We start from the raw sequence: 23,811 nt of genomic DNA on the forward strand, positions 1-23,811 counted from the left end.
GCCGCCGCCACCCGGATCGCATTGCCAGCGGCGCCCGCGCCGCGCGCCTCTGGCTTGCCAGCCCCGGCGATCGGGGCCACCATCGCGCTCCCATGCTGTCGATCGATGATCAGGGGCCGCCACCGGCCTGCCCCGCCCCCTTCAACCTTGCGGAATACGTGCTGGCCCCGGCCGGGGACCGGCCCGACAAGATCGCCCTGGCCGTCTTGCGCGTCTCGGGCGCGGACCGGTGGAGTTACGCGCGCCTCTCCGCCGCCGTCACCTCCGCCGCCGCCCATCTCGCGGCCCGGGGCATCGGCCCGGGCGACCGTGTCGCGCTGCGGCTCTCGAACAGCCCCGATCTGCCCGTCGCCTTCCTCGCCGCGGCCTGGATCGGCGCGGTTCCCGTCCTCATCCCCGAACCCTGGACGCCGCCGGAAATCGCTGCGGCCCTCGCCCTCACATCCCCCGCGCTCATCCTCAACGATCCGGCCCTCGCCCTGCCCGACCGGGCGGCCCCGATCCTCCCCATCTCGAACCTCCGCCACGACGCCCCGGCCCCGCCCCCGCACAGGGGCGACCCGAACCGCCCCGGCTACATCGTCTTCACCTCCGGCACCGAAGGCCGGTCGAAACCCGTCCTCCACGCCCACCGCGCGATCCACGCCCGCCGCATGATGTGGGCGGGCTGGTACGGCCTCACCCCGGATGACCGCATCCTCCACCCCGGCGCCTTCAACTGGACCTATACGCTCGGCACCGGTCTCCTCGATCCCTGGGCGGCGGGCGCCACCGCGCTGATCCCCGCGCCCGGCACCGACGCGCGCGCCCTCGCCCTCCTCCTCCGCCGCCACGACGTGACGATCTTCGCCGGCGCCCCGGCGCATTACCGCCGCCTCCTCGCATCCAGCGCGCCCCTCGATCTGCCCACCCTCCGCCACGGGCTGTCGGCGGGCGAAAAACTCTCCGACACGCTCCGCGAGGCCTGGAACGCCGCCACCGCCCGCCCGATCTACGAAGCCTTCGGGATGAGCGAATGCTCCACCTTCCTCTCGGGCGCCCCCGGCCGCCCCGCCCCGCCGGGCACGCTCGGCCAGGCCCAGCCCGGCCGCCGCATCGCGATTCTCGACGAGGCCGGCACGCCCGCCCCGCGCGGCACCCCCGGCCGGCTGGCCATCGACGCAACCGACCCGGGCCTCATGCTCGGCTACCTGGGCGATCCGCCGCTTGCGCGAACCGGCTGGTACGTCACCGCCGACATGGCCGAAATGTCCGAAACGGGCGCCATCACCTATCTCGGCCGCGCCGATGACATGATGAACGCCGGTGGCGTCCGCGTCAGCCCACAGGAAGTTGAAGCGGTTCTGCGCAGCTTTCCGGGCATCGACGATTGCGCCGTCATGCCGGTCACGGTAAGGGCCGAGACATCGGTGATTGCCGCATTCTTTCAAAGCGCTGCCGCCCCCGACATGGCGGCGCTCGAGGCCCACATGGCCGCCCGGCTCGCCGCCTACAAACGCCCGCGTCTTTATGAGCGTCTCGACGCGCTCCCCCGCACGGCGACCGGAAAACTCAATCGCCGCGCCCTTCGGGACGGCTGGAAGGCCAGGACATGATCAAGCTCGATATCCTTTCGGATCCGATTTGCCCCTGGTGCTATATCGGCAAGGCCAATCTCGACCGCGCGCTCGAGGCGCACCCGGATCACCCCTTCGAAATCGAATGGCATCCGTTCCAGCTTAACCCCGACATGCCCGAAGGGGGCATGGACCGGCGCGAATACCTCGAAACGAAATTCGGCGGCCGCGACCAGGCCGTTTCGGTCTATGCCCGCATCGCCGAGGCGGCGGAAGCGGCGGGGCTCACCCTCAACTTCGAAGGCATCGCCCGCACGCCCAACACGCTCGACGCCCACCGCCTGATCCACTGGGCCGGGCTCGAAGGGCGGCAGACGGCCGCCGTCTCCGCCCTCTTCCGCGCCTATTTCCAGGAGGGCCGCGATATCGGCGATCACGCCGTCCTCCTCGACATCGCCGAAAGCGTCGGCCTCGACCGCGCGATGATCGAACGGCTTCTCTCCAGCGACGCCGATGCCGAGGATATCCAGGCCCGCGACGCCCACACCCGCGCCCGCGGCGTCACCGGCGTGCCCACCTTCGTCGTCGCCAATCAGCATGTCGTCCCGGGCGCCCAGCCCCCCGATCTCTGGGCCCGCGTGATCGAGGAGCTTGGGGAAAACGCCGACGGGGTCGCATGACGACCGACCGCGCTCTCTCCAAGCCCGAATTCATTGCGCTGATGGCGATGCTCTTCTCGACCATCGCGTTTTCGATCGACGCGATGCTGCCCGCGCTGCCCGAAATCGCGGCGGAACTGACGCCGGGTGCTCCGAACCTCGCGCAGCTCATCGTCACCAGCTTCGTGCTCGGCCTCGGCGTCGGCACGCTCTTCAGCGGGCCCATGGCCGATGCCTTCGGGCGGCGGCGCGTGATCGCGGGCGGTGCGCTCCTCTATATCCTCGGCGCCCTCCTCGCCTGGCAGGCGGCCTCGCTCGAACTGATCCTCGCGGCCCGCGTCCTTCAGGGGCTCGGCGCCTCGGGCCCGCGCATCGCCGCCATGGCGATCATCCGCGACAAGTTCGAAGGCCGCGAAATGGCGCAACTCGTCTCGCTGATGATGATGGTCTTCACGCTTGTCCCCGCGCTCGCCCCCGCCATGGGCGCGGGCATCATCGCGATGGCGGGCTGGCGCGCGATCTTCCTCGCCTTCATCGTGTTCTCGGCGATCTCGGTCATCTGGCTCTCGCTCCGCCAGCCCGAAACCCTCACTCTCCCGGCCCGCCGCCCGTTCCGCCCCGCGAAGCTCCGCGACGGGTTTCTCGAGGTGATCGCCAACCCCATGGTCCGGCTCTGCCTCCTGTCGCTGATCCTCACCTTCGGCGCGCTCTTCTCGGTGCTCGTCACCGCCCAGCCGATCTTCGACGTGACCTTCGGGCAGGGCCACAAATTCCACTGGTGGTTCATGCTGATCTCGGTCATCGGCGCCATGGGCAATTTCGCCAACGCCAAGCTCGTGATGATCTGGGGCATGCGCCGCGTGGCGCTCACCGCCTTCGCGGTCCAGACCGGGGCCGCCATCCTCATGATCCTCGTCTCCCTCTCCGCCCCCTGGAACGCGCCCTGGGCGCTCTACGCCTATGTCGCCTGGGCCGCCGTCAACTTCACCGTGCTCGGCCTCACCATCGGCAACATCAACGCCATCGCCATGACGCCCATGGGGCACATGGCGGGGATGACGGCCTCGATCCTCGGCTCCATGTCGACGGTGGGGGCGGTGATCGTCGCCGTGCCGCTGGGCCTCACCTTCAACGGCACGCCGCTTTCGGTCGCGATCGGCATCGCGATCTGCGCGGGCGCGGCTTTCGTCATCGCCTCGGGTCTGAAGGATCCCGAACCAACCCCGATCAAGGAAGCCCTGCCATGACCCGTCTTCTCCCGCGCCAGCCGGTGCCCGACCTCAGCCTTCCCACCACCGGGGGCGGCACCTTCACGCTGTCGGCCGATCACGGCGCGAACGGCACGATGCTGCTGTTCTACCGGGGCCTCCACTGCCCGCTCTGCCAGAAACAGCTGAAGGCGCTCGCCGCCCTCCTGCCCGAATTCGACCGCCGCGGCATCCGGCCCGTCGCGATCTCGTCGGACGGGGCCGACCGGGCGGAGGCCATGGCAGAGGAAGTCGCGGCCCAGGGTCTCCCCATCGCCTACGACCTGCCGCTCACGGCGGCGCGCGACGACTGGGGGCTTTATACCTCCACCTCGCGCGGCAAGACGTCGATCGGGATCGAAGAGCCCGATCTCTTCATCGAACCCGCGCTCCTGCTGGTTGAGCCCGACCGCTCGCTCTACTACCTCTCGCTCCAGACGATGCCCTTCGCCCGCCCGCCCTTCGAAGACATCCTGGGCGCCATCGATTTCGCGATCGAAAAGAACTATCCGGCGCGCGGGCATTACACCGGCGATCTCTGATCGTCACAAACAAGCCGCGCAATCGCCAGACCGCGGGCTGGCGGCCCGGACGGCTGTTCGATGTGCTTTATCCCGCAGTGTCAGGGCTTCGTGGAGACGGCGCGCCCAGCCTCATCCTATCGCCAGACCGATGGGGCGGTCTGGCGATTGCGCGGCGGCTGCGCCGCTATTCGCGCTGGCCAAGGCTTGGCGCTGTGGCCATTGCACGGGCTCACCGCCCCTGCTTCTCCGCGCCCTTCGCGAACCCCGCCAGATCCCGCGCGATCGCGAAAGCGCCCTTGATCTTGTCGCTGTCCTTCTTCCAGTCCCGCCGCACCACGATCTTGTTGTCCTTCACCTTCGCCAGCCCCCGCTGGTTCTGAATGAAAACCACCAGCCCCTGCGGATTGGGGTACTTGTCGTTGTGAAACTGGATCGTCGCGCCCTTCGGCCCGGCATCGAGCCGCGCGATCATCGCCTTCTTGCACTCCGCCTTGATCCGCACCACCAGAAGCAGCGTGTTCACTTCCTTCGGCAGCTTCCCGAACCGGTCGATCAGCTCGGCGGCGAACCCTTCCAGCTCCACCTTCGTCGTCAGATCCGACAAGCGCCGGTAAAGCCCCAGCCGCACATCCAGATCCGGCACATAATCTTCGGGGATCAGCACCGGCACGCCCAGGTTGATCACCGGCGCCCACTGCCCGTCCATCTCGGTCAGGCCCTCCATCTCGCCCGACCGGATCTTGGCGATCGCCTCCTCCAGCATCGACTGGTACAGTTCGTAGCCCACCTCGTTGATCTGCCCCGACTGTTCCTCGCCCAGAAGGTTCCCCGCCCCGCGAATGTCCAGGTCCTGGCTCGCCAGCGTGAACCCCGCCCCGAGGCTGTCAAGCGACGACAAAACCCGAAGCCGCTTTTCGGCGGTCTGCGTCAGCTTCGCGCGCGGCTTCGTCGTGAGGTACGCATAGGCCCGCGTCTTCGACCGCCCCACGCGCCCCCGGATCTGGTAGAGCTGCGCGAGGCCATACATATCCGCCCGGTGAATGATCATCGTGTTCGCGGTCGGGATATCGAGCCCCGATTCCACGATCGTCGTCGCCAGAAGCACATCGTACTTGCCGTCATAGAAGGCGTTCATCCGGTCATCGAGCTCGCCCGCCGCCATCTGCCCATGGGCCGAGATGAAGGTGACCTCGGGCACCTCCTCGCGCAGGAATTCCTCCATCTCCGCCAGATCCGCGATCCGCGGCAAGACGAGAAACGACTGCCCGCCCCGGTAATGCTCGCGCAAAAGCGCCTCGCGGATCGTCACCGTGTCGAACTCGCTCACATAGGTCCGGATCGCCAGGCGATCGACCGGCGGCGTCCCGATGATCGACAGGTCCCGCACCCCGGTCAGCGACAGTTGCAGGGTGCGCGGAATGGGCGTCGCGGTCAGCGTCAGCACATGCACATCCGAGCGAAGCTCCTTCAGCCGCTCCTTGTGCGTCACCCCGAATCGCTGCTCCTCGTCGATGATCAGAAGGCCGAGGTCGCGAAACTTCACCTGCTTGGCCAGAACCGCATGGGTCCCGATCACGATATCGACCGTACCATCCGCCAGCCCCTCGCGCGTCTTCGCGGCATCCCGTGCCGACACGAACCGCGACAGGGGCCGCACGTTCACCGGAAAGCCCCGGAACCGCTCCGCGAAAGTCTTGAAATGCTGCCGCGCCAGAAGCGTCGTGGGCGCGATCACCGCCACCTGCACGCCTGACATCGCGGCGACAAACGCCGCCCGCATCGCCACTTCCGTCTTGCCGAAGCCCACGTCACCGCAGATCAGCCGGTCCATCGGCGTGCCGCTCGCCAGATCGGTCATCACATCCTCGATGGCCGACAGCTGATCCTCGGTTTCCTCGTAGGGGAACCGCGCCGAAAACGCCTCCCACATCCCGTCGGGCGGCTCGAAGATGCGGCCTTTCCGCAAATGCCGCTCGGCGGCCACGCGGATCAGCCGGTCCGCGATCTCGCGGATCCGCTCTTTCAGCCGCGCCTTCTTCGCCTGCCAGGCGCCACCGCCCAGCCGGTCAAGCAGCCCCTCTTCATGGCCGTAGCGCGACAGAAGCTCGATATTCTCGACAGGCAGGTACAGCCGGTCGCCGCCCGCATATTCCAGCAGCAGGCATTCATGCGCCGCGCCAAGCGCGGTCACCACCTCAAGCCCCTGGTACCGGCCCACCCCGTGATCGACATGCACGATCAGGTCGCCGGGGCTCAGGCTCTGGTGCTCGGTCAGGAAGTTCTCGGCCCGCCGCTTCCGCCGCGTCTTCCGGATCAGCCGGTCACCCAGCACATCCTGTTCCGATATCACCGTCAGCCGCCGGCCGGGCGCGTCCTTCAGGGGGCCTTCGAAGCCCTGCTCCAGCCCCCAGATCATCAGGTGCAGGCCCTCGGGCCCCACTTCCGTGAAATCGCGGACAGGCGTCGCCCCCACGATCTCCTGATCTTCCAGAAGGCCCTCAAGCCGCTCCCGCGCGCCCTCCGAATAGCTGGCAACAACCACCGGCCCGTCGCCCGCCTTCGCCTGAATATGCGCAGCCAGCGCACTGAAAAGGCTGATATTCTCCTGCTGCCGCTCCGGCGCGAAATCGCGCCCCAGCCGCCCGCCCGCGTCCGTCACACCGGGCCCCGTGGGCTGCGGGCTGACCGCAAGCTGCACGACGCGGGCATCGGCCACCGCCGCCATCCAGGCCGGATCGTCGAGGTACAGAAGCCCCGGCGGCACGGGCTTGTACACCGTGTCATGCTTCGACTTCGATTTCAGCGCCTCGCGCCGCGCATCATACTGGTCGGCGATCCCCTCCCACCGCGACAGGCGCTGCGCCGTGATCTGGTCGTCCAGAACCACCGTCGCGCCGTCGAGATAGTCGAACACCGTCTCGAGCTTTTCGTGAAAGAACGGCAGCCAGTGCTCGGCGCCCGCATGTTTCCGCCCCGCGCTCACCGCCTCGTAAAGCGGGTCGTCGGTGCCGGCGGAACCGAACTCGGCCCGGTAATTCTGCCGAAACCGCGTCACCGCCGCCTCGTCGAGGATCACCTCGCTCACCGGCGCCAGTTCCACCCTTTGAAGCGCCTCGGTCGTCCGCTGGCTGCCCGGGTCGAACCGCCGCGCGCCGTCCAGCACATCGCCGAACAGATCCAGCCGCACCGGCCCCGCCTCGCCGGGCGGGTAGATGTCGATGATCCCGCCCCGGATCGCGTAGTCGCCCGGTTCCGTCACCGTCGGCGCCTGCGAAAACCCCATCCGCACCAGGAAGGCGCGCAGCCCCGCCTCGTCGATCCGGTCCCCCACCCGCGCGGCGAAAGACGCCTCGCGCAAGACCTCGCGCGCCGGCACCCGCTGCATCGCCGCATTCAGCGTCGTCAGAAGAACGAACCCCTTCAGGCCGCCCGCCGCCAGCCCCGCAAGCGTCGCCATCCGCGCGGCCGAGATATCGGGGTTGGGCGACACCCGGTCATAGGGCAGGCAATCCCAGCCCGGCAGGCGCATCACCGCCAGGTCGGGGCGGTACAGCGCCAGCGCCTCGTGCATCGCCGCCATCCGCTTGTCGTCGCGCGCCACATGCACGACGGCCCCCGCCCCCCGGTCGAGTTCATCGATCAGGATGCGGGCGTCGAAGCCCTCCGGCACGCCGGAGACCGTGATATGCGCTCTGTCCCCCATGGTCCCTGTCTAGAACGGCCCGGTCACAAGCATGTTCCGGCTCATTCCCCAGACTCCGGTCACGAAGATCCAGACAACACCCATGCCCTGCACGATCCGCCGGTGCCGCCACATCAGCGTGTAAAGCGCCGCACCCGCCGCCTCCGTCGCCCGGATCTTCCGCGCCGTCCAGACGTTCAGCGCCCCGATCAGGCTCATCGGCGCCACCAGAAAGAACGTCGCCTGCGCGAATTCATAGCTGTAGAAGAAGCCAAGCGTCACCAGCATCGCCAGAACCAGCGCGATGAACCCGGTGGCCCCCGTCCCGGTCGAGGTCATCAGGTACAGGATCCGGTTCACGTTGATCCGCACCAGGTCGTTCAGATCCGTCTCCGCCTCGCCGCCATAGCGCGAGGCCCGCTGCACCAGGTCGAACGGCACGCCCAGAATCCAGTGGCTCGAGGTCGACCACAGGACGGCCAGCGCAATCCAGTACCAGAGGTTCGAAAAAGACCGCAGGTCGATAAGCTCGAATACGGTCTGATACCAGTCCAAAGTCGCCAACTGCCCTGCCCGCTTGCCGAGGTTGGCGGACCCTATCGCGCACACATCTGGAAGACCATACTTGAGGGCTCGCTCTTTCCATGACAGTCGTTTGGAAACGACACTTCAGGGACGGACAGGCCGATGACCACCGGATCGTTTCCAAATACGCGCTTCCGGCGCACCAAATCCTCCGATGCGCTCCGGCGGCTGACAGCGGAAAACACGCTCTCGGTGGATGATTTCATCTGGCCCGTCTTCGTCCGCGACGGCGAAAACGAAACCACCGCGATCCCCTCCATGCCCGGCGTCGAACGGCTCACCGTCGATCGCATCGTGCGCGCCGCCGAAGAGGCCGCGACGCTCGCCATCCCCGCGATCTGCCTCTTTCCCTACACCGATCCCTCGCTGAAGACCGCCGATTGCGCCGAGGCCTGGAACCCCGACAACCTGACGAACCGCGCGATCCGCGCGATCAAGGCCGAAGTCCCCGAAATCGCGGTGATGACCGATATCGCGCTCGACCCCTACAACATCGACGGCCATGACGGCTTCGTGCGCGACGGCATCATCGTGAATGACGAAACCGTCGAGGCGCTGGTGAAGATGGCCCGCGCCCAGGCCGAGGCGGGCGCCGACATCCTCGGGCCGTCCGACATGATGGATGGCCGGATCGGCGCGCTCCGCGCCGCGCTGGAAGACGACGGCCACGTCAACGTCGCGATCCTCTCCTACGCCGCCAAATACGCCTCCGCCTTCTACGGGCCGTTCCGCGATGCGGTGGGCGCCTCGGGCGCGCTCAAGAGCGACAAGAAAACCTACCAGATGAACCCGGCCAATGGCGACGAGGCGCTGCGCCTCGTCGAACGCGACCTCCGCGAAGGGGCCGACATGGTGATGGTGAAACCCGGCATGCCCTATCTCGACATCTGCCGCCGCGTGAAGGATGCCTTCGGCGCGCCCACCTACGCCTACCAGGTGTCGGGCGAATACGCGATGCTGAAGGGCGCGGCCGCCAATGGCTGGCTCGACGGCGACAAGGTGATGGAGGAAAGCCTCCTCAGCTTCAAACGCGCCGGCTGCGACGGGATTCTCACCTATTTCGCGCCGGCCATGGCGAGAATTCTCAACGCGCGCAAAGCCTAAGCCGCGGCAGGGCGGCAACACACAAGAACTAATGACACCCGCAAGGTAAACCGCTATACTTTGTGGCATTGGCCAGATAAGGCCGGATTCTGAGGTAAAACAGGCAAGATAAGGGATTTCCCCATGACACGCATCACCCGCCGCGGCGTCGCCTTCGGCGCTCTCTCATCCGTCCTCCTCGCGGCGGCCTGCGGCAACGGCGTCGGCTCCAACGGCGCCCAGATCATCGACGCCCGCGTCGATTCCACGCTGAATTTCCTGGAAAGCACCTCGCCCGCCACCCGCGACCTGCGTGAAAAATCGGTGGGCATGCTGGTGATGCCGCTGATCACCGAGGCCGGGCTCGGCATCGGCGGAAGCTACGGGCGCGGCGCGCTTCGGGTGAACGACGTGACCGTCGATTACTACTCCGCCACCCAGGCCAGCTTCGGCCTCCAGATCGGCGCCCAGCAATACGCCCACGCGCTCTACTTCATGACGGAAGAGGCGCTGGCCGATTTCCGCTCCTCGCCCGGCTGGGCCGCGGGGGCCGATATCGAATACACCGTCTCGAACCGGGGCGAAAACATCTCGGCCGAAACCACCACGGCGCTGTCGCCGGTCATCGCGGTGGTCTTCGGGCAGGCCGGGCTTCTCGCCGGCGCCTCCGTCGAAGGCACCAAGTACAACCGCATCATCCCCTGACGCGCGCCTCCCTCGGCGCGTCACCCGGGGCCCGCCGCGCAATTGCCTTCAGCCCCCGCACGGCACGGCAATTGCGCGGCGTAATTCACTGGTACGGATAAAAAAATCCGCCGCACTCCCTCTCGGGAGGCGGCGGAAGTGGCGTGTCTGTATCGGTTCGGTCAGAAGGGTGGGAAACCCGGGCTCGGATCCTTGGCAGGGACAGGACGCCGTCAGATCCTTGGGCGCTTCATGGAATGGGACAGGGAAGCGCGACCGGTACGACAGACCGCAGGCAGAACGGGCCGTTACATCATCCCCGGCAGGTGCAGGGCAACGACGAAGACGACGGCCAGCGCGGCGACGCCGGCAAAGTCGGCCAGAAGCGCACCATGCTGGCGGATAACGGCGGATTTCAGATCATTCATCATCGGGGCAGGTCCTTGGCGGGGGCTGTCTTTGTTGCTCCTTTGTTCTCATATCCGCCGAAACCTGTAAAGAACTTTTTAAGAACATTTGCGAACAAATTAAGATTGACTGGGCTAACCCACTGAAATCAAACGAATGGCCTTGTCCTGCTCCATCAGCCACAGAAGAACGCGCGCCGCCTCTCCACGGGGGCTCGTCAGGCGCGGGTCCGCCTCCAGAAGTGCCCGCGCATCGCGCTGCGCGGTGGCCAGAAGCCCGGTCTGCCGCTCCACATTCGCGATCCTGAACACCGGCAGGCCCGACTGCGCGGTGCCGATCACGTCGCCCGCGCCGCGCATCGCCAGATCTTCCTCGGAAATGCGGAACCCGTCATCGGTCTCGCGCAGGATCTCAAGACGCCGCTTGCCCCCCTCGCTCAGGGGCGGCTGGTACATCAGAAGGCAGGTCGAGGCCCCGGCCCCCCGCCCCACGCGCCCCCGAAGCTGGTGCAGCTGCGCCAGCCCGAAACTCTCCGCCCGCTCGATCACCATGATCGTCGCATTGGGCACGTTCACCCCCACTTCGATCACCGTGGTCGCGACCAGAACCTTGGTCTCGCCGGCGACGAACCGCGCCATCGCGGCATCCTTCTCGGCATGGGGCATCTGCCCGTGCACCAGCCCCACGACGCCTTCGCCCAAAGCGGCCCTCAGCTGCTTGAACCGCTCCTCCGCCGCCGTCATGTCGACGACCTCGCTTTCCTCGACCAGCGGGCACACCCAATAGGCCTGCCGCCCCTCGGCCACCGCCGTCCTCAGATGCGCCACCACCTCGTCCAGCCGCCCGGCGGACACAAGCGCGGTCTTCACCGGCGTCCGCCCCGGCGGCTTCTCGTCCAGCACCGACAGGTCCATATGCCCGTATTGCGCCAGGCTCAGCGATCGCGGAATGGGCGTCGCCGTCATCACCAGCACATCCGCCGCCTGCCCCTTGGCGCCCAGCTCCATCCGCTGCGCCACACCGAACCGGTGCTGTTCGTCGATCACCGCCAGCCGCAGGTCGTGAAACGCCACATCGCCCTGAAAAACCGCATGGGTGCCCACGAGAATCCGGATATCGCCCGCCGCCAGCGCCGCCAGCTTCGCCGCCCGTTCCTTCCCCTTGTCGCGCCCGGTCAGGATCTCGATCACCACATGGGCGTCCTCGGCGAGCGGCCCCAGGCTTTCCAGATGCTGCCGGGCGAGGATCTCGGTGGGCGCCATGATTACGCCCTGCCCGCCCGCCTCCACCGCCGTCAGCAGGGCAAGGAACGCCACCAGCGTCTTCCCCGATCCCACATCCCCCTGAAGCAAGCGGTTCATCCGCGTCGGATCGGCCATATCGGCCTCGATCTCCGCCACCGCCCGCGCCTGCGCCCCGGTCATCTCGTAGGGCAGCGCCTTCAGAACCCGCGCCTTCAGCGCACCAGTGCCCACCGTCGCCACGCCCTTCGCCCGCCGCGCGGCGGCCCGCGCAAGCGCCAGCGTCAGCTGGTGCGCCAGAAACTCGTCATAGGCCAGCCGCTGCCGCGCCCGCGCATCCGGGCTCACATCGCCCAGGCCCTCGGGCGCATGCGCCGCCTCCACCGCCTCCCGCCAGCGGGGCCAGCCCTCCCGCGCCAAAAGCGCGGGGTCGATCCATTCCGCCAGCTCCGGCGCGCGATGAAGCGCGCCTGCCGCCGCGCGCCCCATCACCCGCTGGCTCACCCCGGCGGTCAGCGGATAGACCGGCTCGAATTCCGGGATCGCCTCCGCCTCATGCGGCAGCAGCATGTGATCGGGATGCACGATCTGCGCCACCCCGTCGAACAGCTCCAGCTTCCCCGACACCACCCGCCGCGCCCCGGGCGGCAATTGCCGCATCAGCCAGTCCTCGCGCGCATGGAAGAAGACAAGTTGAAAGGTCGTGCCCGCATCCGTCACCTCCACGCGGTAGGGCCGCCCCTTCCGCGCGGCCGGAACATGCCGGCCCACCTCCACCTCCACCGTCACCACCTGGTTCGGGGCCGCGCCCTGCACCGTCTCGCGCCGCCGCCGGTCGACAACGGCATAGGGCAGCGTGAACAGAAGGTCGCGCGGCGTGGCGATCCCCGCCTTTTCCAGCGCCTGCGCCGTCTTCGGGCCGACACCCTCAAGCCCCGTCAGATCCGCAAACAGCGGAAACAGGATCTCGGGCCGCCCGCCCCCGCTCATTCCGCCCCGATCAGGCGAAACCACCCGTCCTCGTCGATCGTCTCGATGCCAAGCTCGGCGGCCTTCTTCGCCTTCGATCCGGCGCCGGGCCCGGCCACCAGCAGATCCGTCTTCGCCGAAACCGAACCCGCAACCTTCGCCCCCAGCGCCTCCGCCCGGGCCTTCGCCTCGGCCCGCGTCATCCGCTCCAGCGTGCCGGTGAAGACAACCGTCTTCCCCGCCACCGGGCTGCCTTCGGTGTCGGGCCGGCGCACCTCCGTCACCTCAAGCTCGGCGATCAGCCGGTCGATCGAGGCGCGTTCCGCCTCCTGCTGCATCGAGGTGACAAGCGAGGCGGCCATCACCTGCCCCACCCCGTCGATCGCGATCAGATCCTCCCATTCCGGGCCCCGGCCCACCTCCGCCGCCGTCACGGCGGCCTCGAAGGCCTTCCAGGTCCCGTAATGCTGCGCCAGAAGCCCCGCGGCGGCCTCTCCGACATGGCGGATCCCAAGCGCGAAGATCACCCGATTGAGCGGAATGGTCCGCCGCTCCTCGATCGCGTCAAAGAGGTTCTCCGCCGATTTCGCGCCCCAGCCTTCGCGGTTCTTCAGTTCCGTCAAGTTCCCCGGCCCGTACCGCGCCTCCAGCGTGAAGATATCCGCAGGCTCCCGGATCCACCCGTCGCCATGAAACTGCTCCACCTGCTTCGCCCCCAGGCCCTCGATGTCGAAGGCCGCCCGGCTCACGAAATGCTTCAGCTTCTCGACGGCCTGCGCGGGGCAGATCAGCCCGCCTGTGCACCGCCGCACCGCATCCCCGGGCTCCCGCACCGCCTCCGATCCGCAATCGGGGCAGGTCTCGGGAAAGACGTAAGGCACTGCCCCCCCGGGCCGCCGCGACAGATCCACATCCGCCACCTTGGGGATCACGTCGCCCGCGCGGTAGACCTGCACCCAGTCGCCCACGCGAATGTCCTTGCCGTCCCGGATCGGCGCGCCCGTGGCATCCCGCCCCGCGATGTAATCCTCGTTATGCAGCGTGGCGTTCGACACGACGACGCCCCCCACCGTCACCGGCTGAAGCCGCGCCACGGGGCTCAGGGCCCCCGTCCGCCCCACCTGGATGTCGATCGCCTCCAGCCGCGTCCAGGCCAGCTCGGCGGGAAACTTGTGCGCGATCGCCCAGCGGGGCGTCGTCGACCGAAAGCCGAGCCGCCCCTGCAGCCCCAGATCGTTCACCTTGTAAACCACCCCGTCGATGTCATAGCCCAGCGTCGCGCGCTGCGCCTCGATCGCGCGGTAGACGGCCAGCATCTCCTCGATCCCCTCGCACAGCCGCGTCAGGGGGTTCGTCACGAAGCCAAGCGCCCCCAGCCGTTCGATCGCCCCCATCTGGGTCTCGGCCAGCGGCGCGCTCACCTCCCCCCAGGCATAGGCGAAAAAGCGCAGCGGCCGCGCCGCCGTGATCTCCGCATCAAGCTGGCGCAGCGATCCCGCCGCGGCGTTCCTGGGGTTCGCGAAGGTCTTCTGCCCCGCCTCCGCCTGCCGCGCATTCAGCGCCTCGAAATCGGCGTGGCTCATATACACCTCGCCCCTGACCTCCAGCACCTCGGGCGCATCCCGAAGCGTCCCGGGAATATCCCCGATCGTGCGCGCGTTCCGCGTGACGTTCTCGCCTTCCGCCCCGTCGCCCCGCGTCGCGGCCTCCACCAGCGCCCCGCCCTCATAGCGCAGGGACAGGGAAAGCCCGTCGATCTTCGGCTCTGCGGTATAGCCCAGCGCCGCCTCGCGCCCCAGATACCGCCGCACCGAGCGGTCGAAATCCGCCACATCCGCATCGTCGAAGGCATTGCCAAGGGACAGCATCCTGACCCGGTGCCGCACCTTCTGAAAGCCCGAGGCGGGCGCCGCCCCCACCTGGTCGGTCGGGCTGTCGGCGCGCTTCAGATCCGGAAACGCCGCCTCGATCGCCGCGTTCCGCCGCTTCAGCGCATCATACTCGGCATCGCTGATCTCGGGCGCGTCATGGGTGTGATAGGCCGCATTCGCCCGCCCCAGCACGGCGGCCAGCCGCTCCAGCTCCGCCGCCGCCGCCTCCGGCGTCAGCTCCGAAGGATCCCGCTCGTCTTTCTGCCCGCCTGCCACTCCGGCCTCCGTCATTTCCCGCGGATGAAGTGTTAGGAGCCTCCCGCCCCCCCGTCCAGCCGCGGGGCGGGAGAATCGGGCCTCGCAGGCAGAAGAGGCCCCGATCCCCCCGATCTCCCCCAGAATCTCCCCCCGAATCTCCCCTGGGCACCAGCCCGGCCCGCGCCCGTCCCGGGCGCCACCCCCGCCCCTTCATGTGGCCCGAAATATCCCGGGGGAGGCCTCGCGCCCCGCGAGGCCGGGGGCAGCGCCCCCTCCCGCGGCCGGCCAGCCGACCCACCCGGCAGTTGTCCCCGACAGAATTCCCCGACAGAGATCCCCCGACAGCTCTGCATGGCGCTGCCCCTCGCCGCCTGCACGGGGCCCCGGCAGACACGGTGGCAAACCCGCGCCACCCGGCCAATCGCGACGGCGCCTCGACAAAGCCCCCGGAGCCCGACGCAGACGGGGCGGCCCCCGCCACCTCCGCATCCCCCAACGCCGCGCCTCTCTCCCGCAGCCGCGCGCGTCACCTGCGCGCCACAGCGGTCGGGGCCGGAAAGCCCGCCCCTCCGAAGCACACCCGGCCCGCCGAACGCCACGCTCCCCCACGCACCGGATCCCGCCCTTCCGGAAGGCCGCCCCGCCGCATGCGGCCGGCCTCCCGACCGCAAACACCCACAGGCCACCGACGCGCTTCACCCCAAGTCAGGACCCCTCGCGCGCCCGACCTTCGAACCGCGCCCGCCCCCCCGAAGCCCACGCCTCCATCCAACAGCCATAACCCCCACCCCCCCGAAAGATCCCCCGCCCAAAGCAGCCGAACCGACACCAAGCCGCACCCGCCCGGCCACTCTCCCGCAAGCACACGCACGCATCCGGCACGCCGTATCTCCCGAGACAGCCCCCCCCGCGCCCCGTCACTCCCGAAGCGCTCCCAGGGCCCCGAAGCGCCATCGTGCCCGCGACAGATAAACCTGCGCCCCGTCACTCCCGAACCGCTCCCAGGGCCCCGGAACCGACACCTCCCTCAAACCGCTCCGGCCCCCGCACCCCCGAAAGATCCCCCGCCCAAAGCAGCCGAACCGACACCAAGCCGCACCCGCCCGGCCACTCTCCCGCAAGCCCCCGCACACCACCGACGCGCCGTATCTCCCGAGACAGCCCCCCCGCGCCCCGGCACTCCCGAACCGCGCCCCTCGCCCCGCGCCCGGAAGCGCAAGCCTGCCTCGGACCGTATCAGCCCCCGCCCCCCGAAAGATCGCCCCCACCCAAGGCTGACCCCACCCAAGGCTGACCCCGAGGGCCTCGCGTCCCCTGCCCCCGCGCGCCCTGCCCGCACACCCGACCCGCGCATCAGGTCACCCGACGCCGGCCTCACGACGCCGGCCACCAGACGCCGGCCACCCGACGCCTGCCATCGCCGCGCCTCACAAAAAAAATCGGGGCGCCCCCGCGCGCCCGGAACACACCCGGGCCCCGAAGGGCGCCCCGCTGCCGGAGTGCCGGCGGGGGTCAGAATTCGGTCCGGGCCGCCGCCGCCCCCGTCCGGGGGCCGCGCGCCCGTGGGGCCGCGCGCCTCAGGCGCTGGCGGCCATCGGGGCCTCCTCGAGCGCCGGTTCGGGATCGCGCAGCACATAGCCGCGCCCCCACACCGTCTCGATGTAATTGTCCCCGTCCGTTGCCTGGGCGAGCTTCTTTCTCAGCTTGCAGATGAAGACATCGATGATCTTCAGCTCCGGCTCGTCCATGCCGCCGTAAATGTGATTGAGGAACATCTCCTTCGTCAGCGTCGTGCCCTTCCTGAGCGAAAGGAGTTCGAGCATCTGATATTCCTTGCCCGTCAGATGCACGGTCTTGCCGCCCGATTCCACCGTCTTCGCATCGAGGTTGACGGCGATCTTGCCTGTGTGGATGACCGATTGCGCATGGCCCTTCGAGCGGCGGATGATCGCGTGGATCCGCGCCACGAGCTCTTCGCGGTGAAACGGTTTCGTCAGATAGTCGTCGGCCCCGAATCCGAAGCCCTTGATCTTGTTGTCGGTGTCGTCCGACCCCGAAAGGATCAGAATCGGCGTGTCGATCCGCGCCAGCCGCAACTGCCGCAACACGTCATGCCCGTTCATGTCGGGCAGATTGAGGTCCAGAAGGATCAGGTCGTAATCGTAGAGCTTCGCAAGATCGATCCCCTCTTCTCCCAGATCCGTCGCATAGACGTTCAGGTTGGCGTGGGTCAGCATCAACTCGATACTGCGCGAGGTCGTTGGATCGTCTTCTACCAGGAGGACGCGCATGAAACCGCTCCGCAACAATTGCTTCGTTCAGATTAACCATCCGTCATAAAAGTTAATCCGGCGTTACTCGTCCCAGTTTTCTAGTAAAACAACCTAAGGTTGTCTATAGCGCTGTAAAGCCGTCGCTTTCAGCGCGGCCTCCCCGTGCTCCTCAACCGCAGATTGCCAGGCGTCAAGTTCCTCGTCGGTCAGCCCATAGGTCTTCAGCGCCTCCTCGCGCGCGATCAGCCCATAGGCCACCGCCCGCACGACGGCGGCCTTCCGGCTCGCCACCCAGCGCCGGGTCTTCGGGTCCGGCAGATCGGCGCGCGTCATCGCCGATCCGTCCGGCAAGGTCACGGCCCGCGGGCCGTCGATTTTCTTGAGGTACATGGCCACTGCCCCATGATGCTTGGGCATCTTCTTCGCGGGATCTGTTTAACGCCCGGTGAAGCGGGGCCTTGAGAGTAGTTCGCATTTTCCTATATTGCGCCCGTTCCCTCCTGACCGGACCCGTCGCCATGGCGCTCGATACACGCCCCCCTCTGAATTCGCTCGGGATGCCGAAGGCGCCCGCTGATACGCGCGTGGTCGTGGCCATGTCGGGCGGCGTCGACAGTTCGGTCGTGGCCGCGATGCTGGCCGAGGACGGCTATGATGTGGTGGGCGTCACGCTCCAACTTTACGATCACGGCGCAGCACTGGCGAAAAAGGGCGCCTGCTGCGCGGGGCGCGACATCCACGATGCGCGCCGCGTGGCCGAGGATATGGGCTTTCCCCATTACGTGCTGGATTACGAAAACACCTTCCGCGAGGCGGTGATCGACGAATTCGCCGACAGCTATCTCGCGGGCGCGACGCCGGTGCCGTGCATCCGCTGCAACGAACGGGTGAAATTCAGGGATCTGCTCGAAACCGCCCGCGATCTCGAGGCCGATTGCATGGCGACGGGCCATTACATCCAGCGCCGGATGGGGCCTGCGGGGCCGGAACTGCACGCGGCCGCCGATGCCGCGCGCGATCAAAGCTATTTCCTGTTCTCGACGACGCCGGAACAGCTCGATTACCTGCGCTTTCCGCTCGGGCATCTCGCGTCGAAAGCCGAAACCCGGGCGCTCGCGGCGAAATACGGGCTGCCGGTGGCCGACAAGCCCGACAGCCAGGATATCTGCTTCGTCCCGAACGGCAATTACGCGGCGGTGATCGAAAAGCTGCGCCCCGGCGCGGCGGAACCGGGCGAGATCGTCCATGCGGACGGGCGCGTTCTGGGCGATCACCGGGGCGTCATCCACTACACGATCGGCCAGCGCCGGGGCCTCGGCATCGGCGGGCTCGACGAGCCGCTTTACGTGGTCAGGCTCGATGTCGATGCGCGCCGCGTGATCGTCGGCCCGAAGGAGATGCTGGCCACCCGCACCGTCCCGGTGCGCGAGATCAACTGGCTGGGCGACGGGGCCTTCGATGCCGCCCGCGAACGCGCGATCTCGGTCCGCGTCCGCTCCACCCGCCCGCCGGCGGAGGCGATCCTGCGGCCCCTCTCGCCCACGGAAGCCGAGGTGGAGCTTCTGTCGCCCGAACAGGGCGTCTCGCCGGGTCAGGCCTGCGTCTTCTATGAAACCGGCGGAACCCGGGTTCTGGGCGGCGGCTGGATCTGGCGCGGGGCATGAGCCCGCCCCGGATCGCCGTCGCCCCCTACGCGCTCAGGCCCGGCCCCGGGCTTCCCGATACCCTGCTCGACCGGCTCGTCTTTCCCCTGGGCGATGCGCCGTCCGGGCGGCTTGCCGATCTGGGGCCCGAAGATCACGTGATCTTCTACCCGAAATCGGGCTTCTACCTGCCCGGCGCCTTCCGGGGGATCCGCGCACAGCCCTCGCTCGTGATCGCCGAACCGCGCGCCGTCCATGGCTGGCACATGCGGCTTCTGCGGCTCTTTCACCGCCGCTTCACGCGGATCCTCACCCGCGATCCCGCCCTTCTCGCCGCGCTTCCCAACGCCGTCGCGCACAGCCACACCTTCGCCTCCCTCACCCGGGCGGAACAGCCGGTGACGGAGAAGACCCGCGCGGTCTCGCTCATCGCGTCGGGAAAGCGCGATCACCCGGGTCACAGGCTGCGCCACAGTCTCGTCGAACGGATCCGCGCAGAGGGGCTCGACGTCGCGGTGATGGGGCGCGGCTATGCGCCCTTCGGCAACAAGGAAGAGGGGCTTTTGCCCTTCCGCTTCTCGGTGGTGATCGAGAACTGCCGCGAGCCGGGGTATATCTCCGAAAAGCTCCTCGATGCCTGCCTCTGCCGCACAGTGCCGATCTACTGGGGGGCGCCCGATGTGGGCGACTATGTCGATCCCCGGGGGCTGGTGATCTGCGAGGGCGAAGACGCGCTGATGACGGCGATCCGGGAGGCCGCGGGCGGCGATGCGGCGGGTTTCGCCCCGTATCTGGAAGAGAACCGCCAGCGCGCGCTGGCGCTTGCCGATGCCGACCGGCGCGCGGCGCTGGCGCTCAAGGCGGCGCTGGGCTGAGAGTGCCGCGGCCCCGAGCCGGGCGGGCGCCTGCCCGTGGGGTGGCGCTCCGACGCCCGGAACGAAGCGCTTTATGGCAGAGGGGTCGCCGTCGGTCACCGATAGGCGCAGGGGGCAGCAAAGCGCCAGCCCGCCGGGACGGGCAGGCGCTCGCCCGGCGGGCCTTCGGCCCTTGTTCCGGGCAGCCACGCTCTTTTGGTCTCGGCGCCTCACGGCGCCGATCCGCCGGGGCTCTGCCCGTCGCCATTGTCGCTCGGACCAATGGCGCACCAATGGCAACCCCGGAGTATTTCCGCCAAAATGAAGGAGGGATCAGCCCGTCTTCAGCCCGTCAAGCACCGCCCGCGCCGCCCTCAGCCCCGGGGCCTCGCCCCCCCGGCCCAGCCGCTCCATCGTCAGCCGAAGCGCCTCCGCCTGTCCTTCGGGATGGTGGAGAAGATCGAGAAGCGCCGCCCCGATCGGCCCGGGCCGGCACTCCTTGCCCAGGAATTCCGGCACCGCGCGGGTCTCGCTCACCAGGTTCACGAGCGTCACCGTATCGATCCTCAGCATCGCCTTGATGATCTGCCGCGACAGCCAGGCCATGTCATAGGCCACCACCATCGGCGTCCCCGCCGCCGCAAGTTCAAGCGACACCGTCCCAGAGGCCGCCAGCGCCACATCCGCCGCCCGGAAGGCCGCGCGCTTTTCGCCAAGGCTCTCGGCCAACGTCGTGTCACGGGGGTCGAGCACCACCGGCTCCCCGGGCCAGCCCGCGACCGCCTCGATCACCGGCCCCGCCACCGGCGCGGCCGCCGGCACGACGACGCGCGCGCCGCCCCGCGCCGCCAGAACCGGGCGCAGCGCCTCACCGAAGATCGGCGCAAGCCGCGCCACCTCGCCCCGGCGCGACCCGGGCAGCACCAGCACCACCGGTGCCGCGCCCAGCCCGTGTTCGGCGCGAAACGCCGCCGCCGCCTCCGCGCCCGCCTGGCGTTCCGCCACAACCGGATGGCCGACGAAATCGGCCCGCATCCCGGCGGCTTCCATATAGGGCGGCTCGAAGGGGAAAAGCGTCAGCACCTGGTCGACAAGCCCCGTCATCTTCTCCGCCCGGTGCGGCCGCCAGGCCCAGACGGTGGGGGCCACGTAATGCACCGTGCGGATCCCCGGCGCCTCGGCCCGCACGCGGCGCAGCACGCGCAGGCAGAAATCGGGGCTGTCGATCGTCACGATCACATCGGGGCGCGCGGCCACCGCCCGCGCCGCCGTCTGCCGCATCCGCGCGTGAAGCTGGGGGTAGCGCGGCAGAACCTCCGCGATCCCCATCACCGAAAGCTCGCTCATCTCGAACAGGCTCGAAAGCCCCTCGGCCTCCATCTCGGGCCCGCCCACGCCTTCGAACGTCACACCGGGGCAAAGCGCCTTCAGCCCCGCCATCAGCGCCCCCCCCAGCCGGTCGCCCGAGGGCTCGCCCGCGATCACGAACACCTTCATCGCGCCCGGGCCCAGAGGAAAAGCCCCGCCTCGTCCGCCGCGCCGATCACCGCCTCGCGCTCCAGCACCATGACGCCGCCCGCCTCGATCACGATCCCGTTGAGCCCGGCGGCCGCCGCCCCCTCGACCGTGCGGGGGCCGATCACCGGCAGGTCCACCCGCCGGTCCTGCCCGGGCTTCGGCGCCTTGAACAGGATGCCGCCCCCGGGCCCCGCGGGCCGCTCCGCGCCCAGCGTCCGCAGCATCCAGTCGGTGCCGCCGAGCGTCTCGACGGCCAGCGCCTGGCCCGCGGCCACCACCACCGCCTGGCCCAGATCCACCGCCCCCATCGCGGCCAGGATTTCCGCGGCCCGGGCCGCATCCTTCCGGTCCCGCTCCCCGGGCCGGGCGGCCGTGGGGCAGCCTTCGGGCAACAGCAGGTCGGGCAGCACCTCATGCGCCGCCACGATCCTCAGCCCCGCCTCCTCGAAGATCGCCAAAACCGCGCGCAGCGCCGCATCGTCGCCCTTCCCGATCGCCGCCATCACCTTCGGCACCAGCGGCAGGGTGCGCGCGTCGATCCGCTTCGGGTCAAGCTTCGGCCGCCGCACGGCGCCCGCGAAACACACCTCGCTCACCCCGCGCGCCTTCAAATCCTTCAGGAAACTCCCCAGCCGCTCCACCTCGAAGATCAGCGGATCGGGCAGGCCCGAGGCAAAGCCGCGCATCTCGCAGACCACCACATCGGGGGCAAGGCGCGCATGCACCAGCCCCGGCAGCGCCCCCTCTCCTGCGATCAAGGCCAGCATCGGCGGGCTATCTCGGGGTCAGGAAATGGCGGTCGGTTCCGGCGAGGATGAAATCGACGATCTCGCGCACGTAAGGGCTGTCGGTTTCCTCGCCGAGGCGCCTCGCGCGGTCGGTAAAGGCCCCGTCGCCCTGCGCCAGCATCTGGTAGGCGGCGCGCAGCGCGGTGATATCCGACCGCGCCACGCCCTTCCGCTTCAGGCCCACGAGATTAAGCCCGTCAAGCGCCCCGCGCGGCGCCTGCACAAGCCCATAGGGGATCACGTCATTCGTCACCATGCTGACGGCGCCGATGATCGCGCCCCGCCCGATGCGGACGAACTGGTGAATGCCCGACAGCCCGCCGATGATCACGTCATCCTCGATCACGCAATGGCCCGCGATGGCGCCCTGGTTCGCCACGATCACCCGGTTTCCCACGATCGCGTCATGGGCCACATGCGCGCCGGTCATGAACAGGCAGTCGTCGCCCACGCGGGTCAGGCCGCCGCCGCCCTCGGTGCCGGTGTTCATCGTCACGCCTTCGCGAATCCGGTTCCGCGCGCCGATTTCCAGCCGCGTGGCCTCGCCCTTGAACTTCAGGTCCTGGGGGATCTCGCCGATCACCGCGCCGGGGAAGATCACCGTCTCCTCGCCCACCGTGGTGCGGCCGGTGACGACGGCATGGGGCTTCAGCTCCACGCCCGGGGCGAGCACCACTTCGGGGCCGACCACCGCGAAGGGGCCGATCCGGCAGCCGTCGCCGATCACCGCCCCCTCCTCGATCACGGCCGAGGGGTGAATCGTGCTGCCGGACGCCCCGGTCACGCGCCGCCCTTCGGGATATCCATCATCGCGGTGATCTCGCATTCGCAGGCCAGTTCGCCGTCCACCTCGGCCCGGCCCGCGAATTTCCACACCTTGCCCCCGCCCCGCTTGGTCTCGACGTGAAGCTTCAGCACATCCCCGGGCACAACCTTGCGGCGGAACTTCGCGCCCTCGATCCCCATGAAATAGACAAGCGCGTTCTTGTCGGCGAGGTCCATCGCCACGCCCACCAGAACGGCCGCCGTCTGCGCCAGCGCCTCGATGATCAGCACGCCGGGCATGATCGGCGTGCCGGGGAAATGGCCCTGCAGATGGGGTTCGTTCATCGTGACGTTCTTGATGCCGGTGGCGCGGTCGGCGCCCTCGATCCCCTCCACCCGGTCGACGAGCAGGATGGGATAGCGATGCGGCAGGATCCGCTGGATGAGCGCCAGGTCGGCGGTGGTTGTCTCTGTCATGGTGGTGTCCCTAGCAATGCTCCATTTCGCTGACAAGCGCGGGCTCAGTTGGCGCCGGTCGCGCTGTTTTCCGCCGGCGGATCCTCCGGCACGGTCTCGTCCGGGGCCTCCACCTGCACGTCCGGCGCGGGCGCCTCGGGCGCGGGCGGGCCCGATCCGTCGCCGATCGCGGCATCGATCCGGCGGATCAGGTCGTTGGTGACGTCGATCGCCTCGGCCGACAGAACCACGTTGCGCCGGTCCAGCACGATCACCGCCTGCCGCTCGGCAAGGATCGCGGCCAGAACCCCGCCGATCTGCCCGAAGAAGCGCTGCCGCTCCCGGTCGCGGAAATTCTGAAGCGCGTCCGCCTTCGCGTCCTGCTCGGCGCGGATCCGGTTCACCTTCTCGTCGAAAGCATCGGCCAGCGCGCGGAACTCTTCCGTGGCCAGCCCCGCGCGCCGTTCCGTCAGGTCGCGCTCCTCGGCGATCAGTTCCCCCTCGATCCGCCGGTTCTCGGCGGCCAGCCCGGCGGCCTGGCGTTCAAGGTCGCGCTGCACCCGCTGGCCGAAGGCGGTTTCCTCGAACAGGCGCTCGGGGTCGATCGTCAGAATGCCGGTGACGGGCAGTTGCGACGGCACGGGCGCGGAGGTCTGGGCCCCCGCCTGCCCCTGCGGCGCGCCCGTCACCACCGGGGCCAGCGCCAGCGCGATGGCCAGGATCGGGGCGCCCGCCCATCGCCGCATC

Annotated in this window: 20 protein-coding genes; 8 read left to right on the forward strand and 12 right to left on the reverse strand. The window is 68.9% G+C overall.

Annotated elements, in window-relative coordinates; translation table 11 throughout:
* Positions 1-92: 92 nt before the first annotated feature.
* From RXV90_RS00680 to RXV90_RS00695, 4 genes are read left to right on the forward strand one after another with little or no spacing between them, the layout of a single operon-like run.
* The gene (locus RXV90_RS00680; protein WP_316646302.1) at positions 93-1,595 is read left to right on the forward strand and encodes a class I adenylate-forming enzyme family protein; all 1,503 of its coding nucleotides are present in this window, start codon (positions 93-95) and stop codon (positions 1,593-1,595) included.
* Complete coding sequence (locus RXV90_RS00685; RefSeq protein ID WP_316646303.1) at positions 1,592-2,236, forward strand: DsbA family oxidoreductase; 645 nt, start codon at positions 1,592-1,594, stop codon at positions 2,234-2,236. The genes RXV90_RS00680 and RXV90_RS00685 overlap by 4 nt, the downstream gene beginning before the upstream one ends.
* The gene (locus tag RXV90_RS00690) at positions 2,233-3,462 is read left to right on the forward strand and encodes an MFS transporter (protein ID WP_316646304.1); all 1,230 of its coding nucleotides are present in this window, start codon (positions 2,233-2,235) and stop codon (positions 3,460-3,462) included. The genes RXV90_RS00685 and RXV90_RS00690 overlap by 4 nt, the downstream gene beginning before the upstream one ends.
* Complete coding sequence (locus tag RXV90_RS00695) at positions 3,459-4,004, forward strand: peroxiredoxin-like family protein (protein ID WP_316646305.1); 546 nt, start codon at positions 3,459-3,461, stop codon at positions 4,002-4,004. The genes RXV90_RS00690 and RXV90_RS00695 overlap by 4 nt, the downstream gene beginning before the upstream one ends.
* Positions 4,005-4,215: 211 nt before the next feature.
* Here RXV90_RS00695 and mfd read toward each other — a convergent pair whose 3' ends face one another.
* Entirely contained in the window at positions 4,216-7,689 is a 3,474-nt protein-coding gene (gene mfd / locus RXV90_RS00700; RefSeq protein WP_316646306.1) for a transcription-repair coupling factor, read from the reverse strand.
* A gap of 9 nt (positions 7,690-7,698) precedes the next feature.
* On the reverse strand, positions 7,699-8,223 hold the full coding sequence (locus RXV90_RS00705) for a component of SufBCD complex (RefSeq protein WP_316646307.1): 525 nt from the start codon (positions 8,221-8,223) through the stop codon (positions 7,699-7,701).
* A 132-nt stretch (positions 8,224-8,355) separates the two neighbouring features.
* On the opposite strand from RXV90_RS00705, the gene hemB reads away from it, so the two are divergent.
* A complete protein-coding gene (hemB, locus tag RXV90_RS00710; protein ID WP_316646308.1) occupies positions 8,356-9,357 on the forward strand; it encodes a porphobilinogen synthase in 1,002 nt (333 codons plus the stop codon).
* Positions 9,358-9,480: 123 nt separating this feature from the next.
* The gene (locus RXV90_RS00715) at positions 9,481-10,041 is read left to right on the forward strand and encodes a lipid-binding SYLF domain-containing protein (protein WP_316646309.1); all 561 of its coding nucleotides are present in this window, start codon (positions 9,481-9,483) and stop codon (positions 10,039-10,041) included.
* A 287-nt stretch (positions 10,042-10,328) separates the two neighbouring features.
* On the opposite strand, the gene RXV90_RS00720 is transcribed toward RXV90_RS00715, so the two are convergent.
* The 5 genes from RXV90_RS00720 to sciP form a co-directional block, all read right to left on the reverse strand.
* Complete coding sequence (locus RXV90_RS00720; protein WP_316646310.1) at positions 10,329-10,451, reverse strand: hypothetical protein; 123 nt, start codon at positions 10,449-10,451, stop codon at positions 10,329-10,331.
* A 111-nt stretch (positions 10,452-10,562) separates the two neighbouring features.
* Complete coding sequence (gene recG / locus RXV90_RS00725; protein WP_316646755.1) at positions 10,563-12,659, reverse strand: ATP-dependent DNA helicase RecG; 2,097 nt, start codon at positions 12,657-12,659, stop codon at positions 10,563-10,565.
* On the reverse strand, positions 12,656-14,800 hold the full coding sequence (gene ligA / locus RXV90_RS00730) for an NAD-dependent DNA ligase LigA (RefSeq protein WP_316646311.1): 2,145 nt from the start codon (positions 14,798-14,800) through the stop codon (positions 12,656-12,658). Before ligA ends, recG begins: the two co-directional genes overlap by 4 nt.
* Positions 14,801-16,344: 1,544 nt before the next feature.
* Complete coding sequence (ctrA, locus tag RXV90_RS00735) at positions 16,345-17,058, reverse strand: response regulator transcription factor CtrA (RefSeq protein WP_316646312.1); 714 nt, start codon at positions 17,056-17,058, stop codon at positions 16,345-16,347.
* Positions 17,059-17,151: 93 nt separating this feature from the next.
* Positions 17,152-17,430, reverse strand: a complete 279-nt coding sequence (sciP, locus tag RXV90_RS00740; RefSeq protein ID WP_316646757.1) for a CtrA inhibitor SciP — start codon at positions 17,428-17,430, stop codon at positions 17,152-17,154.
* A gap of 128 nt (positions 17,431-17,558) precedes the next feature.
* On the opposite strand from sciP, the gene mnmA reads away from it, so the two are divergent.
* Both mnmA and RXV90_RS00750 read left to right on the forward strand, forming a co-directional pair.
* Positions 17,559-18,704, forward strand: coding sequence for a tRNA 2-thiouridine(34) synthase MnmA (gene mnmA / locus RXV90_RS00745; protein ID WP_316646313.1), 1,146 nt, complete (start codon positions 17,559-17,561; stop codon positions 18,702-18,704).
* Positions 18,701-19,558, forward strand: coding sequence for a hypothetical protein (locus RXV90_RS00750; protein ID WP_316646314.1), 858 nt, complete (start codon positions 18,701-18,703; stop codon positions 19,556-19,558). The genes mnmA and RXV90_RS00750 overlap by 4 nt, the downstream gene beginning before the upstream one ends.
* Positions 19,559-19,870: 312 nt before the next feature.
* On the opposite strand, the gene lpxB is transcribed toward RXV90_RS00750, so the two are convergent.
* The 5 genes from lpxB to RXV90_RS00775 are packed head-to-tail and all read right to left on the reverse strand — an operon-like array spanning position 19,871 to position 23,810.
* Positions 19,871-21,034: a lipid-A-disaccharide synthase gene (gene lpxB / locus RXV90_RS00755; RefSeq protein ID WP_316646315.1), complete on the reverse strand. Its 1,164-nt coding sequence runs from the start codon at positions 21,032-21,034 to the stop codon at positions 19,871-19,873.
* Positions 21,031-21,822, reverse strand: coding sequence for an LpxI family protein (locus tag RXV90_RS00760; protein ID WP_316646316.1), 792 nt, complete (start codon positions 21,820-21,822; stop codon positions 21,031-21,033). Before RXV90_RS00760 ends, lpxB begins: the two co-directional genes overlap by 4 nt.
* A 7-nt stretch (positions 21,823-21,829) precedes the next feature.
* Positions 21,830-22,669, reverse strand: coding sequence for an acyl-ACP--UDP-N-acetylglucosamine O-acyltransferase (gene lpxA / locus RXV90_RS00765; RefSeq protein WP_316646317.1), 840 nt, complete (start codon positions 22,667-22,669; stop codon positions 21,830-21,832).
* Positions 22,624-23,085 (reverse strand): 3-hydroxyacyl-ACP dehydratase FabZ, encoded by a 462-nt coding sequence (fabZ, locus tag RXV90_RS00770; protein WP_316646318.1) that lies wholly within the window; start codon positions 23,083-23,085, stop codon positions 22,624-22,626. Before fabZ ends, lpxA begins: the two co-directional genes overlap by 46 nt.
* Positions 23,086-23,129: 44 nt before the next feature.
* Entirely contained in the window at positions 23,130-23,810 is a 681-nt protein-coding gene (locus tag RXV90_RS00775) for an OmpH/Skp family outer membrane protein (protein WP_316646319.1), read from the reverse strand.
* Position 23,811: the final 1 nt, after the last annotated feature.

This window comes from Ovoidimarina sediminis, from assembly GCF_032586175.1.
GTDB classification, from domain to species: domain Bacteria; phylum Pseudomonadota; class Alphaproteobacteria; order Rhodobacterales; family Rhodobacteraceae; genus Ovoidimarina; species Ovoidimarina sediminis.